Genomic DNA, 14051 nt, shown 5'->3' on the forward strand with positions numbered 1-14051 from the left:
GCCGTGGCAGGTGCGGGAGGACGGGGTGGCGGCGGCCGGGCTCAGGCGTCGTCCAGCACGAGCATGATGTGCTCGTCCTCCCCGTGGCGGACCGTGCCCGTGCGGCGGAAGCCGTGCTTTTCCAGGAGGCGTACGGACGCGGTGTTGCCGTGGAAGGGGTCGGCGTACAACGGGCGGGTCCTTTCGCGGCGCAGGAACAGGCCCAGCGCCCGGCTGCCGATGCCACGGGCCCAGTACGGGCGGCCGAGCCAGTACCCGATGAAGCGGCGCTCGCCCTCCCACCAGGCCACGATGTTGCCGGCCGGGTCGCCGTCCACGGTGACCGTCAGCACGAGACCGGTGTCGTCCCCGAGGACCCTTTCCTTCCAGTGGGTCATGAAGGCCTCGCGCGGCCGGGGCGTGAACCTCGACCGCCGGACGGCCTCCGGATCGTGCTCGTACGCGAGGAAGACCTCGAGGTCGGCCTCGGTCACGTACCGCAGCTGTACGTCTTCCACGTCGCCCGCGTTGTCCACGTTGTCGTCGCTCATGTCGGGTGAGTGTGGCACCGGGCACTGACAACGGCCGGTGAGCTGTGGTTACGGCACGAGCGGGCGTACTTCCCCGGCCGCGAAGCGGATGAAGCCCTCGGGGTCGGACTCGTCGGCCGTGGGCTGGAGGATCACCGTGTCAGCGCCCGCGTCGGCGAGGCGCCGGACGGCCTTGGCGACCTCGGCGGCGTCCCCGGCGACTCCGTGTTCCACGGCCGGGTCCTCACCGTTCGCCTCGATCTCGGCGCGCAGCCGGGCGGCGGCGTCCGGGCCGGTCGCCGTGTGCAGATAGACGACGACCTCGTGCGGGCCGGTACGACCGGCCGACTCCCGTCCCTCGTCGATGAGCCGACGGGCCTGCCGTACGCCCTCCGGGGAGGTGGCGGCGGTGAGGATCGTCCCGTCCGCCGCCTCGCCGGACAGCCGCAGCGAGCGGGGACCGGTGGCACCGGCGAGGACGCGCACGGCGTCCGCCGGCGGCCAGTCCAGGGCGACGCGGTCGAGCGTGACGTACCGGCCGTCCGTGGTGACGCGCTCGCCGCGCAGCAGTGCGCGCAACGCGTCGAGATACTCCCGCAGCAGCGTCAGGGGTGACTCGGCGCGCGCACCGACCTGCCCCATCCACTCCTGCACACCGTGGCCGACGCCGACGACCGCCCGGCCGGGGAACAGCCGGTCGAGCGTGGCGGTCTCCATCGCGGTCACGGCGACGTTCCGCAGCGGCACGGGGAGCAGACCGACGCCCACGCGCAGACGTTCCGTCCAGGCGAGCGCGGCGGAGGCGGCCGAGATCCCCCCTTCCAGGAAGCAGTCCTCCCAGAGCCACAACTCCTCGAGCCCGCAGTCGTCCGCGAGCCGCGCGATCGCGCGCAGCCGCTCGGGGGGCAGTTGGGGACGGAACACGGCGCCGAGTGCAGTCATGCGGACTTCCTATCGAGCGGGGGCGGCACGGGACAACACCTTTATGAGCCGGTGCCGTTCGGGCGGTCTGTGCCAGCTGCGTCGGCTGTGCCCGCTGCGGGGTTCGTGCCGGCTGTGTCGGCTGTGCTCTCGGCGCGTTCGTAGCGGAGGAGTGCGACGCCGTTGCCGAAGGTGCGGGACTCGGTGAGCCGGAGCGGCGTGAGGGTGTCGGTCTCGGGGAAGAGGCGCTTGCCCCGGCCGAGGAGGACGGGATGGACGTACACGCGGTACTCGTCGACGAGGTCGTGCCGCATGAATTCGGCGGCGAGGTCCGCGCCCCCGAGCGCGAGGTCACCGCCCTCCTGGGCCTTGAGGGCGTGGATGTCCTCGACGACCAGGTCCCGCACGATGGTGGTGTGCCACCCGGCGTGCTGCAACGTGCGCGAGAACACGATCTTGGGCATGTCCCGCCAGATCCGGGCGAAGTCGGCCACGGGTCCGGTGCTGGCGGGATCGGCGTCGGCGGTGGGCCAGAAGTCGGCCATGAGCTGGTAGGTGACCCGCCCGCTCAGGAAGGCGCCCATCCCCCTGAGCGTGTCGTTGAAGTGCTGGTGCACCTCGTCGTCGACCAAATGCCAGTCGATCTCGCGGTTCGGTCCTTCGATATAGCCGTCCAGGGACACGGACATCATCAGCACGATCTTTCTCATGACAGCTCCGGCTCCCGGTTCCACGACGACCGACAGGAATCAGCTAGACGACGAGCATCGCGCAGCCCCGCCCCGCAGGCGCGGAGGAACGCCCGGTTTCCGGGCCGAGCACCGTGCCGACGGTCAGCTCGCGCCGGACTTCTGGGACTCGGACGATGCCGTGTCCCTCGGGAACGTCACCTCCACGCGGCGGTTCTTGCGGCGGCCCTGCTCGGAGGTGTTGTCGGCGATGGGGTAGTCCTCGCTGTAGCCGCGGACCTCGAAGGTGACGTCCTGCGAGCCGAGAGCGGAGGCCAGTTGGTCGTGGACGGCTTCCGCGCGCTTCTTGGAGAGGGTCAGGCCGTGGGCGTACGAGCCCAGGTTGTCGGTGAAACCGAAGACGCGGACGTTCGTGGCGTTCTGCTTCTTGATCTCGTCCGCGATGGCGTTGATGCGCGACCGTGCCTCCGGGTTCAGCTTCGGGCTGTCCTTGGGGAAGAGCACCTCCGCCTGGAGCGCGAACGTCACGTCCGCGTTCGTGTCCTCCCGGCGCTCCTCGCCGCCGAGGTCCTCGACGACCGACTTGATGTCCAGGACCTTGGCGGGGGCGAGGGTCGCTCCGTCCGCGAGCTTCAGACCCGGGCTGTTCGCATCCACGTCCGGGGGTGGCGAGGTGGTCACGCTGCCCGGGGGCGCGCTGGGGTCACCGTCGTCGGCGACGGCTGAGGGGACGGTGAGGGTGAGCGTGGCGAGTACGGCCAGTGCGGTGAGTGTGGTCGCGGTGGCGGTCGCGGTCGCGGTGGCGCGGCGGGGGGTGAGGGTCATGGGTTAGCCCTCGGAGATTTCGATTGAGGCGGGGGGCATTCCGCCGACCTGGAAACTGACCTTTGTGGTGCCTTCGGGTGGGGCGGGGAACTGGGCGAACCAGTCTGTCGACTGTCCTTGGAGAAGGCCGCCCGTGAACCTCGTGCACAAGCACCGGCCCTCCGTGTCCCGCAGCACCAGGTACTTCTTCTTGCCGGTCTCGTCGACCAGGCTGGCGCCGGCCATGGAACCGCCGTTCTTGGCCAACTCCCTTTCGTCACCTCGCCAGGACCCCACGGACCAGGCGCGGCCCGTTCCGTTCGCCACCGTGCCCTCGACGGTCACGAACCCGCCCCCGTCGCGCTTGGCGGATTTCACCGTGAGCGTCACACCGCCCTCGCCTTTGACCTCGGCAAGCACCGTGTCCGACTCGGGGGCCTTCGACTGCGCCTTGCTGCCGTCGTCGCCGCTCTTCGCGGGAGCCGTGGAGGACGGGGTTCCCTTGTCGGACTTCCCGTCGTCTCCCCCGCCACAGCCGGCCACCGTGAGAAGCAGCCCGGCCGTGATCGCCACGGCGCTCAGTGCCCGGCGGCCCTTCATGGTGTGCCGATAGTCCATGGGTACGGCTTCCTTTCACTCGGCCAGATGCACAGAGAACAGCACGGATGCGTCAGGAAGGTCGGCCGGATCGAAATCTTCGGGATCGATGTTCACGGTCTGGCCATCACAGCCCAGCTCTACAGGCTTCTTGGGATCCGCGTTCAGATCGAAGTCGCAGCGCGGCTGGACGACTGCAACGGCATGGGCCCTCGCCCGCATGCCCTCCGTGCCGGGAATGATCGAGTCACCGACCGTGTAGTTGGTCTGGATGTCGACCTGAAAGCCGGGATAGCCGTTCCTCACGACCGGTTGGGCTCCGCCCTGCACGGTCGAGTCGTTCGCGGCAGCCAACACCTGAGCCGCGGCGTCGGCTCCGTCGGCCGGGAGCACCGTGTCCTCCGGCAGGTCCAACCAGTCGAGCCAGTTGTCGTCCGTGCCGACGGCGTCCCCGAGGCGCACCAACAGCTCGTCCCGGGCGTCCTGCGCTGCCGCCAACGCCGCAGCGTCCGCCGCGGATTGAGCCCCGTTGCGGGCGGACGCTGCCTGGGCGAACGCGAAACAGGCGAAGGCTGCGAAGAGCAGGATCACCGTCAGCCAGATATAGATGGGGAGGGTTTGCCCCCGATCGCTCAGCAGTCGTACAGCGCTCAGCCGCCGATGACGTCGGTGACCGCGCGCAGGATCGCATCCGAGATCAACCCGTCCAGGCCGAGCCCATCGATCAGCGTGAAGATCCCCGCAATGATGATCATCAACCCCGCATACTCCACAAACCCGGCCCCCGCGTCCCGCCCCGCCCCCCGCATCCGGGAGACCACGGTCGTCCGCCACCCGCTGAGCCTGCGCCTCGTGTTCGTCACCATGACCGCCGCCCTCCCACCCGACACCACCACCAACCCGAGCACCGTACGTGAGAGCGCGCCTACTCCGGGTGGGTCCAGGGGCCCAACTTCTTGCCGGTGAAATCATCGGTGGAGTCATGGGCGGAGTCATCGGCTCCACCCCTCCCGCGCCGTACCCAGCCAGTGGGCGATCGCTTCGCTGCGCGTCGCACTGTGCAGCTTTGCGAAGATGCGATTGATGTGGTTCTTGACCGTCTTCTCGCTGATGAAGCAGGTGGCGGCGATCTGCCGGTTGTTCATGCCGGCCGCGATGAGATCCATGACCTCCACCTCCCTTGAACTCAGACCGAAGTCCAGCCGATTGACGGTCCGGCGGGGCAGGCCCGTCACACGGGTGGGCCAAGCCTTCGACGACTGTGCCACAACTGATTGCAGGTGCGAAGGGTTTCCGTTCGGTTCGTACGAAACGCTGAGCGAAGACGAGACAGTGAGCCGCCCCCTCCGTACATCCCGTACCGCGGTGATCAGTTCGGGCACCGTGAACTCCCCGTGCACCAGGTAACCGGACGCTCCTCTGCGCAGCGCCTCCGCCACCACCTTGGGCTCCCGGCTGTAGGTCAGCATCATCACGGTGGTAAGCCGGACCAGTTCGGGGAGTGCGGTAAGGCCGTCCGTGCCCGGCATCCGCACGTCGAGGAGGACCACATCGGGGCGGTGTTCCCCGGCGAGGGCCTTCGCCTCCTCGCCGTTCGAGGCCTCCGCCACCACCTCTATGTCGGGGTGCGCGGACAGCAGGGCGGACAGGCCCGCCCGTACCACCGGATTGTCGTCGGCCACGAGTACGCGCAGGGGCGGGCCGGAGAGTGCCTGGTCAGGCATGTGCGGCCTCCTCTTGGGGGGTGTGGGGAGTGGAGGGGGTGGCGGGCGTGGAGAGGGGAACCGTCAGGTGGACCTCGGCGCCGCCCAGCGGGGAACGGCCCAGCCGGACCCGGCCGCCGAGGCTCGCGGCCCGCTCCGCCATGCCCAGCAGCCCGAAGTGGCCGGTTTTCGCCGGGCTGTCGGGGGTCGCGGACGGCGGCAGGCCGGCACCGTCGTCCCCCGCCCTCACCGCCAGCCGGTCCTCGGCGACGTCGAGTTCGACCAGTACGCTCGTCGCCCGCGCGTGGCGGTGGGTGTTCTCCAGCGCCTCCGACACGACCGCCAGGACGTGGTGCGCGGTCGCGCAGGGAAGCTGCCGCAGGGCGCGCAGGGCGTCTTCGTCCGTACGCGGAAGTCTCAGCTCTGCCGCCAGGCCCGTACGAGTGCCGAAGTCCCTTACCCGGCAGCCCAGTTCCGCGGTCAGATCGACGTGCGCGGCGGTGAAGTCCGTATGGCGCCGGAGGTCCGACAGCAGGTCCCGGGACTCGGCCGCCGCCCTGCGTGCCGCTCCCGCCACCACCGTCGCCTGGCGCTTGAGGGCGGCGGGGTCGCTGTGGTCCGTGGACGCCGCCAGGGCGTCCGCCGCCAGGGCCAGCCCGTGCAGGGTCTTCGCCACCGAGTCGTGCATCTCGCGGGCCAGCCGCGCGCGCTCCGACTCCACCGCCTCCGCGACCGCCAGCCGGGAGGTCGCCTCCGACAACGCCTGACTGGCCGCGCCGAAGCGGAACATCAGATTGCGCAGGGTGACGCCGATGATCCCGGCGGCGACGCAGAAGCCGGCGACGAGGAGGGTGTTGGCGCCGGCGCCGGGGCGGTGTTCCCAGGCCCTGAACACCGTCAGGAGGACGACGAGTTGGAGGCCGGTGAACACTCCCGAGCCGCGCCAGCCGTAGAGGAGACCGGAGAGGAGCGGGGTGCACACCGTCGCGTACGCCAGGGGGGACGCGGGGGACGCCGTCACGAGCAGGGTCGCCACGAAGAGCAGGTCGAGCGCCATCAGGGTGGGGTGGGCCAGGAGACGGGGGCCGAAGCGGTCCCAGTCGCGGAGCATGGCGTACGAGGCCATGACGCCGAGGACCGCGGCGGCCAGGACGGCGTAGCGGGGGGCGCCGGCCGCGGCGTTGGCCATGGCGAAGGGGGCGCCGAAGGCGATCATCGTCAGGCGGACGGCGATGGTCTGCCGGCAGAGGGCCTGGAGGGCGCTCAGCTGGAGGCGGACGCTGGTGGGGGGCGGGGCGTCGTCCGCCAGGTATCCGGCGTCGGGGCCGGCCGGCGCCGGGGTCCGCCTGGCGGCACGTGCCGGGTGTCGCTGTGCCCACTGTGCCCACTGTGCCCGCTGTGCCCACAGCCCCGCGAGCCGGCCGTCTCCCATGCCGCCTCCCATCATCGCCCCAGGATCGAGCCGAAGTTCGTCCCCGACCCCAGGAACATGCCGGTCGCGATGAGGATCATCGTGGCCGGAAGCATGAAGACCAGGGTCACCATCGTGGCCTTGGGGATGGTCTTCGCCGCGCGGCGGCGGGCGTTCTGGGCGTCGGTGCGGCGCATGTCGGTGGCCAGCTGGATGAGGGTCTCGGCGATCGGGGAGCCCAGCTCCTCGCCCTGTTGCAGGGCGGAGACGAACTGGGCCACCTGCTCGGACGAGTTGCGTTTGCGCAGTTCGTCGAAGGCCTGGCGGCGGCTCACGCCCATGTCCATCTGGCGCAGGGTGATGCGCAGTTCGTCCGCCCAGGGGCCCTCGTACTTCTCGGCCACCCGGTCCAGTGCCTGGCGGAAGCCGAGGCCCGCCGAGACCACGACCGCCAGGACGTCGAGGAAGTCGGGCAGGGTGCGGTCGATGACGTCCTTGCGTTCGCGGACGGCCTGCCAGATCAGCGCGTCGGCGGCGAGCAGGCCGAAGGCGAGGGTGCCCAGCGCGAACAGCGGGTGACCGTTGGTGAGGAAGATCAGGCCGAGTACGACGCCGAAGATGCCGTAGACGGCGCGGCGGGCCGCGTAGCGGTTCAGGGTGAGGCCGCCCGGGTTGCCCGCCATGTCGATGCGGCGCCGCTTGGCGGCGACGCGGCGGGGGCCCATCAGGCGCAGGACGAGAGGGGCGAAGCGCATGCCGAGGCGGTCGACGGCGGAGTCGGCCGTGGAGACGCGGGTGGCGCCGACCTCCAGGGCGAGCACGAGGTCGCTGGGCAGCTTGGCGTCCGCCCTGATCATGCGGATGCCGAGGAGGACACCCGCCACGGCCACGGCCATCAGCGCGGCGAGCAGCAACCCCAGCGACGTAGACGAGGACACCGTGCCTCCCCTCACACTTCGATCTTGCCGAGGCGGCGGATGACGAAGAAGCCGACCGTGTAGAGGCCGAGCGACAGGAGGATCAGGCCCTGGCCGAGCGAGGAGCCGGTCACGCGGGCGAGGGCTCCCTCGTTCGAGGAGTTGATCAGCAGCAGCGAGCCGAGCCCGAGGAGCGGGACCGTGAAGGCGGTCGCGTTGACCTCGGAGAGCATGGTGCGCACCTCGCGCCGGGTCTCCTTGCGGTCCTCCAGGGTCTGGGTGAGGTTGCGCAGCGAGCTGACGACCGAGCCGCCCGCCTTGTTGGCCAGCACCAAGGTGGTCACGAGGACGATCAGTTCGCGGGACGGGAGGCGTTCGGCGAGTTCGTCCAGGGCGTCGTCGACGGACCTGCCGAGCGTCAACTGGTCGGCGACACGCGCCAGCTCCTCGCCCGCGGGTGCCTCCAGTTCCTCCGCCGCCATGGCGAGGGCCGTGCGCAGGGCGAGGCCCGCGGCGGTCGCGTTGGCGAGGAGACGGGCCACGTCGGGCAGTTGGCCGATGAACGCCTCGATGCGTTTCTGGCGCTGCCAGTTGAGGAACACGGCCGCACCCCAGATGCCGACCAGGGCGGCGATCGGGCCGAAGAACGGCGCCAGGGTGGTCGCCGCGATCAGCCACAGCGCGACGACCACCGCGGCGACGTAGGTGGTGAACTCCCCTGCGGTCAGGTCGAGTCCGGTCGTCGTCAGGCGGAGGTGGATGGCGCGGCCGAGGCGGGTGCGGCGCAGTCGGCGGTCGATGCCCGCGAAGCGCCGTACGCGGCCTGCCACCGTACGGATCGGGCCGCCGCCGGCCAGCCGGTCGACCAGGGCCTGGCGCTGGGCGCGGCCCGCCGCGTACACGTGCACGCCCGCGACGGCGAGCGTGCCGCACAGCACGGTGGCGCCGAGGGCGAGGAGAGCGGGATGGTTCACGGCTCGCTCCTCTCGTCGTGGGTGGGGGTCGTCCGATCACGGGTGGGGGTCATCCGATGGCCTGCCTCGTGTCGAGTACGTCGATGGCGTCCGCGACTCTGAAGGCGGCCGGCAGCGGCTCATTGGCGACGTACAGCTTCTCGGCGACCTGGCGTGGCAGCGGGAGGTGCTCGAAGCGGCCGTGGACGACGCGGTCGGCGCCGACGGGGCGCGGCACGAAGCGGGCGACGGGGACGATGCGGAACTGCTCGCGGCCGTGCGAGACGACGAGGGCGATCTCGGTGATCTTGCGGGAGCCGTCGGCGTGCCGGGTGAGCTGGACGACCACGTCCACCGCCGAGTTGATCTGGTCCTTGAGGGCCTCGAACGGGATCAGTACCTCGGACATCGAGCCGAGGGTCTGCAACCGCATCAGCGCGTCCTCGGCCGAGTTCGCGTGCACGGTGGCCAGGGAGCCGTCGTGGCCCGTCGACATCGCCTGGAGCATGTCGAGCGTCTCGCCGCCGCGGACCTCACCGACGATGATGCGGTCGGGGCGCATCCGGAGCGAGTTGCGGACCAGGTCGCGGATGGTGATCTGGCCCTTGCCCTCGACGTTCGGGGGGCGGGATTCGAGGCGGATCACATGCTCCTGCTGGAGCTGGAGTTCGGCGGAGTCCTCGACGGTGATGATGCGCTCGTAGGACGGGATGAGCCCGGAGAGCGCGTTGAGGAGGGTCGTCTTGCCGGTGCCCGTACCGCCGCTGACGATGATGTTGAAGCGGGCCCGGACGAAGGCCGCGAGCAGCAGCAGCATCTGCTCGTCCAGGGAGCCGAGGCCAATGAGTTCCGGCAGCGTGTACGCGCGGGGGAAGCGGCGGATCGTGAGGGTGGGGCCGGTGAGGGCGAGCGGCGGGATGATGACGTTGACGCGTTCGCCGGTGGGGAGGCGGGCGTCGACCATCGGGTTCGACTCGTCCACGCGCCGGTTGACCGTCGAGACGATGCGTTCGATGGTCTGCATCAGCTGCTCGGTGGAGGCGAAGCGGAGCGGGAGCTGTTCGACGCGGCCGGCTCGCTCGACGAAGATCGAGTCCGGGCCGTTGACCATGATCTCCGTGATCGAGGCGTCGGCGAGCAGGGGTTCCAGGACGCCGAGGCCGAGCGCCTCGTCGACGACCCGGCGGATCAGCTGGGACCGCTCGGCGGAGGAGAGGACCGGCCCCTCCCGGCTGATGATGTGGCCGAGTACGCGCTCCAGGCGGATCCGGCGTTCGGCCGCCGCCAGGCTCGACATCTCGGCGAGGTCGATCTCTTCGAGGAGCTTGGCGCGGTAGACGGCGACCAGGTGTCCGTCCTCGCGGGCGGGGCCGCCTTCGTCGGGGGCGGCGATTCGGGAGCGGAGGCTCATGTCCGGGGTCAACTCCTCTCGGGGGCTGGGGGCTTCGGTCGTCTCGGGGGCGGGGGCTGGGGGCTTCGGTCGTCTCGGGGGCGGGGGCGTCAGTCGTCGGTGGGCATGGTGGCGCGGCGGGTCACGTCCCAGCCGGCGCCGAAGAAGGGGATGACGGAGGGGACGTGGACGGTGACGGTGGCGGTGGTGGTGTCGGCGCCCTTCGCCGGCGCGGGGACGTCCGGGTCGAGCCAGGAGCTCACCGAGGCCAGACCCGCGGCCGTGCACGTCGCCGTCCTGGTGCGAGGCGACCCGGGCGGCGGCGCGCGCTCCGGATCCGGCCTGGCTGATGCCGTAGCCGACGAGGCCGAGCTGGATGGCGGCCATGCCGATGACGAGGAGGATGGGGAGGAAACCGGCGAACTCCAGCATGGACACGCCCCGGTCGCCCCATCGCCGCGGCGGCCGGGACCCGGCGGGAGGTAAGCGGGTCGCGCGCCGGTCGAGGAGCCTCACCCGCCGTCCCCCTCCAGCGCCGCCCCCGCCGAGCCGTCGACCGACCAGCCCGGGTTGACCCCGGGGAAGAACAGCGGGACGTCCACCTGGACGGTCGCCTTCATCACCGACCCGTCCTGCCCGCAGCTGATGTCCGCCCCGCTCCAGGAATCCGGCAGATGCTCGGCGCCGGCCGACTGGCACGCCCCTCCCACATCGCCCTTGATCGCGTACGCCGCCGTGGCCGCGCGGGCCGCCTCGTCCGCCGCGTTCCCGGCGAGGGAGTACGTGTAGCCGTACAGCACGCACTCCCACAGGATCGCCATCACGACCAGCAGCAGGGGGAACATCCCGGCGAACTCCAGGGTGACCGCGCCCCGGTCGCCGCCGCGCCGCCGCAGGGAGAGCGCGCCGCGGTCCGAGGACTTCCGGCGCCGTCCACCGCTCTCCTGGACGGCGACCAGCCCCAGCTCCCCCGCCAGCGCCCACAGTGCCTGCTTGACCGTGGAGCGGGCGTCGAGGTCCTGGAGGCGCCCCGCGTCGACCACGGACTGGAGTTCCTTGAAGGCGGCGGGGACGGCGGAGCGGGCCACTTTGGTGCCGGTGACCCGCTCGACCAGGGACGGCTGGATCTCCGTACCGCGTGAGTGGCGGTTGACGACCGTGAGCGTCTCCTCCGCCTTGCGGATCTGGAGGCGGTCCCACATACGGACCATGCGTTTGGCGGCGCGGATCGCGACCACGTCGGGGGTGACCAGGAGCAGCGCCTGGTCGGCCATCTCGACGGCCGCGGCGGTGGCGGAGTTCATCTGGGAGCCGCAGTCGACGATCACCACGTCGTGGCGCGAGCGCAGGGTTCCCACGACCTGCCGGGCGACCCGGTCCGTCACCTCCTCGCCGCGCTCGCCCTCGGCGGGCGCCAGCAGGAGCCCGATGCCGCTGTCGTGGATGTAGACGGCGTCCTGGAGGACGCGCGGGTTGATGTCGGTGATGCCGGCCAGGTCCGCGACCGACCGCCTGAACTGCACGTCCAGGTACGAGGCCACGTCGCCCGACTGGAGGTCGAGGTCGAGCAGCGCGACCGTACGGCCCGACGCCCTGGCCGCGAGCGCGAGCTGGACGGCCGTGACGGTCGCGCCGACGCCGCCCTTGGCGCCGGTCACCGTGACGACCGTGCCGCCGGGGCCCGTGTACAGCTCGGGTGTCCCGCTGCCGAGGTGGCGCCGCATGCCCGTCGACCACGCGGCGGCCGCCTGGACACGTTCGGCGAGGGCGTCGTAACCGAGCGGCAGGCCGATGATGCCGCGGGCGCCCGCGTCCATGGCGGCGGTGAGGACGCCGCTTCCGGTGTCGGCGGTGATGAGGACGACGCCGACCGCCGGGAAGCGCAGCACCAGGTCGCGGATCACGTCGAGCGCCGGTACCGGGCCGATGCGCTCGTGGACCAGGACGACCTCGGGCAGCTCGTCGAGGGACTCGGCGGCGAGCCGGGCCAGGGTGTCCAGGAGCGCGGTGGTGTCGGCGACCGGCGGGGCCGGTTCGGCGTCGGTGAGCTGGCTCAGCAGGGTGGCGAGGGCGCGGGCCGAGTCGATGTCGCCGACGGCGGGGAGGATGCGTACGGTCATCGGCCGGCCCTCGCAGGGGTTGGGTGCCTCGTGGCTGAGCGCATCGCGGCTGAGCGCATCGCGGCCTCCTACTTGTCCTCGTCGAGGGTGTATGAGCGGTCGCCCGGCGGGACCGTGGTCCCCGAGCCGCCCGCGACCAGCGCGAGCCGGACGTGTTCGGCGAACGACTCGGCGTACGCGACCCGTTGGGCGTCCGCCGTGTCGAGCGCGAAGGTGATGGGGACGGCCTCGCTCGCGGTGCGGCGGCGCTGGTCGCTGCTCTGGCCGGGGTCGAGGGCGGTGAGCTTGCCGACGTCGAGGACGCGGGCGTTCTCGACGATCACCTTGGACTGGTCCTTGCCCTTGTCGCTCGGCGCCTTGAAGGTGGCGTAGATGTTGACGCGGGAGCCGGGGTTGATCTTGCCGGCGACACCGGTCGACGCGTCGATCATGATCGCGATCTCCTGTTGCCCCGCCGCCAGCGCGGGCCGGTCCACGATCATGTCGGTCTGGAGCAACGAGCCCTTCTCCAGCTGGGTCACCGCGATCTTCCCGCGGATCTGGGCGAGGTCGGTGACCGCCGTCTTCGACAGCCAGCGCCTGGGCATGGAGACCTTCTCGAACTGGTCGGCCGACAGCTCCTTGTAGGGCGCGATGTCGTTCCTCAGCCGGTACGCCGCCACCTCGGGGCCGACCTTCGAGTTAACGTCACGGATCACCGACAGCACTCCGGCGAAGGCGCCCAGGGCACACAGGACCGAGAGGACCAGCAGGATGACGCCGCGGCGCTGGCGTGAGTTCATGACGCGGACAACCTCGTTCGGAGCGGGGGCGAAGGGGTCGAGCGGCCGTGCTGTGCTGTGGTGCTGCGCCGTGCGCCGTTACGTCCGGCCCCGGGGCAGGGCTCGTACGGCCGCGGGCGCTCTCGCCTGCCCGAGCTCCGGCGGCGGGGGAAGCGGCGCCGCGCAGAACCCGCAGCGGTCGCCGATGAGTTCGAGCCCACACCAGTGGCACTCCTCCCGGCGTACGGACGAGACGAGCTGATAGAGCACGGAGACGTCGAACAGGCCCGCGGCGAACTCGGCGAGCCGTCCCGTGCCCCACCAGCGCGTGGACTGAGCGGGCAGCGGCACGGTCGCCACGCCCTGCACGCGCCACGCGGGAGCGAGTGAGGCCGTGACCCAGTCCGAGGGCGGCTGCCCGGCGGCGACGAGCAGCCGGGTGCCGAACTCGGGGCCCGGTAACTCCTCCTCGCCGACCCGTACGAGCTGCGGCCGGGGATTGGCCAGTACGGCGAACTGGGCGCCCGGCACCCACGACTTGGCGTGGGACTTCATCGAGACGGGCACGCGGTCGAGCCCCGCGACCGAGCCGAGCAGGGCGCCGGCGTAGATGTAGTGGGCGAGCAGGCGCGCGGCGGAGGCGAGTACGCCGGGGCTGAAGTCGCACATCGACAGCTGCCGCAACTGCTGGGCCAGTAAGGCGAGTCCGAGCGGGGGCAGGTCGATGCCGAGCAGCGCGATGCGGTCGCTCTCCAGGACGGAGCGCACGGTACGCAGCCGCCTGACGTCCGGCTGCTCGGCCGCGGCGGGGCCGGTGGCGGGAGCCGGGTACAGGACGACGACGTACCCGTGCTGCTCGATGAGCGCGTGCATCCCGTTCAGGGACTGCTCGAGGGTGTCGAGGGGCTGGACGGCGGCGGGCGGGGTCCCCCGGTCGAGCGGGGGGAGCACCAGGTCGGCGCTGGTGACGGCTATCGCGGTCGGCACGCTGCACACCACCCCGTTCACTGCGGCGGGGTGGTCGACCACCGCCTCAGATCGCCCCTGTGACGTCCTCTTGCATCCTCTTGCCCAGCACCATATCCACGGCATGCCCCGCTCAACACCGAATCAACGAGATCATCTCACCGAAGGTGTGACCTTGATCCACACAGAGTGAGGCGCATATGCCTCAACTCACCCTCCGCGCCCAGGGGTTGAGATCTCCAGAGGTCTTGACAACCAGATTGGTCTGGACCAGTTTGTAGGTCCAACGGTGGCCACCGTTCCGCAACGC

16 protein-coding genes and 1 pseudogene are annotated in these 14051 nt (G+C 71.1%); all 17 read right to left on the minus strand.

Translation table 11 applies throughout. The annotated features are described in order from the left end of the window. Positions 1–41: 41 nt before the first annotated feature. The 17 genes and pseudogenes from GTY58_RS16980 to GTY58_RS17055 all read right to left on the minus strand — a co-directional run bounded on the left by GTY58_RS16980 (position 42) and on the right by GTY58_RS17055 (position 13774). Positions 42–530, minus strand: coding sequence for a GNAT family N-acetyltransferase (locus tag GTY58_RS16980; protein ID WP_037644989.1), 489 nt, complete (start codon positions 528–530; stop codon positions 42–44). Between the two features lie 48 nt (positions 531–578). Further along, complete coding sequence (locus GTY58_RS16985) at positions 579–1451, minus strand: LLM class flavin-dependent oxidoreductase (RefSeq protein WP_010984673.1); 873 nt, start codon at positions 1449–1451, stop codon at positions 579–581. Between the two features lie 41 nt (positions 1452–1492). Next, entirely contained in the window at positions 1493–2140 is a 648-nt protein-coding gene (locus GTY58_RS16990) for a dihydrofolate reductase family protein (protein ID WP_010984674.1), read from the minus strand. 123 nt (positions 2141–2263) lie between these two features. Next, complete coding sequence (locus GTY58_RS16995; RefSeq protein ID WP_010984675.1) at positions 2264–2944, minus strand: OmpA family protein; 681 nt, start codon at positions 2942–2944, stop codon at positions 2264–2266. 3 nt (positions 2945–2947) lie between these two features. Beyond that, the gene (locus tag GTY58_RS17000; RefSeq protein WP_010984676.1) at positions 2948–3541 is read right to left on the minus strand and encodes a hypothetical protein; all 594 of its coding nucleotides are present in this window, start codon (positions 3539–3541) and stop codon (positions 2948–2950) included. Positions 3542–3556: 15 nt separating this feature from the next. Beyond that, positions 3557–4174 (minus strand): pilus assembly protein TadG-related protein, encoded by a 618-nt coding sequence (locus GTY58_RS17005; protein ID WP_261172589.1) that lies wholly within the window; start codon positions 4172–4174, stop codon positions 3557–3559. Beyond that, a complete protein-coding gene (locus GTY58_RS17010; protein ID WP_010984678.1) occupies positions 4171–4386 on the minus strand; it encodes a hypothetical protein in 216 nt (71 codons plus the stop codon). Before GTY58_RS17010 ends, GTY58_RS17005 begins: the two co-directional genes overlap by 4 nt. Before the next feature lie 126 nt (positions 4387–4512). Next, entirely contained in the window at positions 4513–5244 is a 732-nt protein-coding gene (locus GTY58_RS17015; RefSeq protein WP_010984679.1) for a response regulator transcription factor, read from the minus strand. Continuing rightward, positions 5237–6655 (minus strand): histidine kinase, encoded by a 1419-nt coding sequence (locus tag GTY58_RS17020; protein ID WP_010984680.1) that lies wholly within the window; start codon positions 6653–6655, stop codon positions 5237–5239. The genes GTY58_RS17015 and GTY58_RS17020 overlap by 8 nt, the downstream gene beginning before the upstream one ends. An 11-nt stretch (positions 6656–6666) precedes the next feature. Further along, positions 6667–7572 carry a DUF5936 domain-containing protein gene (locus GTY58_RS17025; protein WP_010984681.1) on the minus strand — a complete coding sequence of 302 codons (906 nt, stop codon included), beginning with the start codon at positions 7570–7572 and terminating at the stop codon, positions 6667–6669. An 11-nt stretch (positions 7573–7583) separates the two neighbouring features. Further along, positions 7584–8525 carry a type II secretion system F family protein gene (locus GTY58_RS17030; RefSeq protein ID WP_010984682.1) on the minus strand — a complete coding sequence of 314 codons (942 nt, stop codon included), beginning with the start codon at positions 8523–8525 and terminating at the stop codon, positions 7584–7586. A 49-nt stretch (positions 8526–8574) separates the two neighbouring features. Next, on the minus strand, positions 8575–9915 hold the full coding sequence (locus GTY58_RS17035; RefSeq protein WP_010984683.1) for a CpaF family protein: 1341 nt from the start codon (positions 9913–9915) through the stop codon (positions 8575–8577). Between the two features lie 89 nt (positions 9916–10004). Beyond that, on the minus strand, positions 10005–10157 hold the full coding sequence (locus tag GTY58_RS40705) for a hypothetical protein (RefSeq protein WP_010984684.1): 153 nt from the start codon (positions 10155–10157) through the stop codon (positions 10005–10007). Positions 10158–10266: 109 nt separating this feature from the next. Then, positions 10267–10326 (minus strand): annotated as a pseudogene (locus GTY58_RS41640) (hypothetical protein); the annotation flags it as partial. 80 nt (positions 10327–10406) lie between these two features. Next, positions 10407–12014 (minus strand): AAA family ATPase, encoded by a 1608-nt coding sequence (locus GTY58_RS17045; RefSeq protein WP_010984685.1) that lies wholly within the window; start codon positions 12012–12014, stop codon positions 10407–10409. Between the two features lie 68 nt (positions 12015–12082). Further along, the gene (cpaB, locus tag GTY58_RS17050) at positions 12083–12796 is read right to left on the minus strand and encodes a Flp pilus assembly protein CpaB (RefSeq protein ID WP_037644987.1); all 714 of its coding nucleotides are present in this window, start codon (positions 12794–12796) and stop codon (positions 12083–12085) included. 78 nt (positions 12797–12874) lie between these two features. Further along, positions 12875–13774 (minus strand): hypothetical protein, encoded by a 900-nt coding sequence (locus GTY58_RS17055; RefSeq protein WP_107083299.1) that lies wholly within the window; start codon positions 13772–13774, stop codon positions 12875–12877. Positions 13775–14051: the final 277 nt, after the last annotated feature.

It is taken from the genome of Streptomyces sp. SID5469, assembly GCF_009862865.1.
Lineage (GTDB): Bacteria > Actinomycetota > Actinomycetes > Streptomycetales > Streptomycetaceae > Streptomyces > Streptomyces avermitilis.

Excerpts from the sequence above, each read along its gene's own strand:
- GTY58_RS17035 (WP_010984683.1), bottom strand. The coding sequence starts at position 9,915 with ATGAGCCTCCGCTCCCGAATCGCCGCCCCCGACGAAGGCGGCCCCGCC.
- GTY58_RS16985 (WP_010984673.1), bottom strand. The coding sequence starts at position 1,451 with ATGACTGCACTCGGCGCCGTGTTCCGTCCCCAACTGCCCCCCGAGCGG.
- GTY58_RS17020 (WP_010984680.1), bottom strand. The coding sequence starts at position 6,655 with ATGGGAGACGGCCGGCTCGCGGGGCTGTGGGCACAGCGGGCACAGTGG.
- GTY58_RS17000 (WP_010984676.1), bottom strand. The coding sequence starts at position 3,541 with ATGGACTATCGGCACACCATGAAGGGCCGCCGGGCACTGAGCGCCGTG.
- GTY58_RS17010 (WP_010984678.1), bottom strand. The coding sequence starts at position 4,386 with ATGGTGACGAACACGAGGCGCAGGCTCAGCGGGTGGCGGACGACCGTG.
- GTY58_RS16995 (WP_010984675.1), bottom strand. The coding sequence starts at position 2,944 with ATGACCCTCACCCCCCGCCGCGCCACCGCGACCGCGACCGCCACCGCG.
- cpaB (WP_037644987.1), bottom strand. The coding sequence starts at position 12,796 with ATGAACTCACGCCAGCGCCGCGGCGTCATCCTGCTGGTCCTCTCGGTC.
- GTY58_RS17045 (WP_010984685.1), bottom strand. The coding sequence starts at position 12,014 with ATGACCGTACGCATCCTCCCCGCCGTCGGCGACATCGACTCGGCCCGC.
- GTY58_RS16980 (WP_037644989.1), bottom strand. The coding sequence starts at position 530 with ATGAGCGACGACAACGTGGACAACGCGGGCGACGTGGAAGACGTACAG.
- GTY58_RS16990 (WP_010984674.1), bottom strand. The coding sequence starts at position 2,140 with ATGAGAAAGATCGTGCTGATGATGTCCGTGTCCCTGGACGGCTATATC.
- GTY58_RS17015 (WP_010984679.1), bottom strand. The coding sequence starts at position 5,244 with ATGCCTGACCAGGCACTCTCCGGCCCGCCCCTGCGCGTACTCGTGGCC.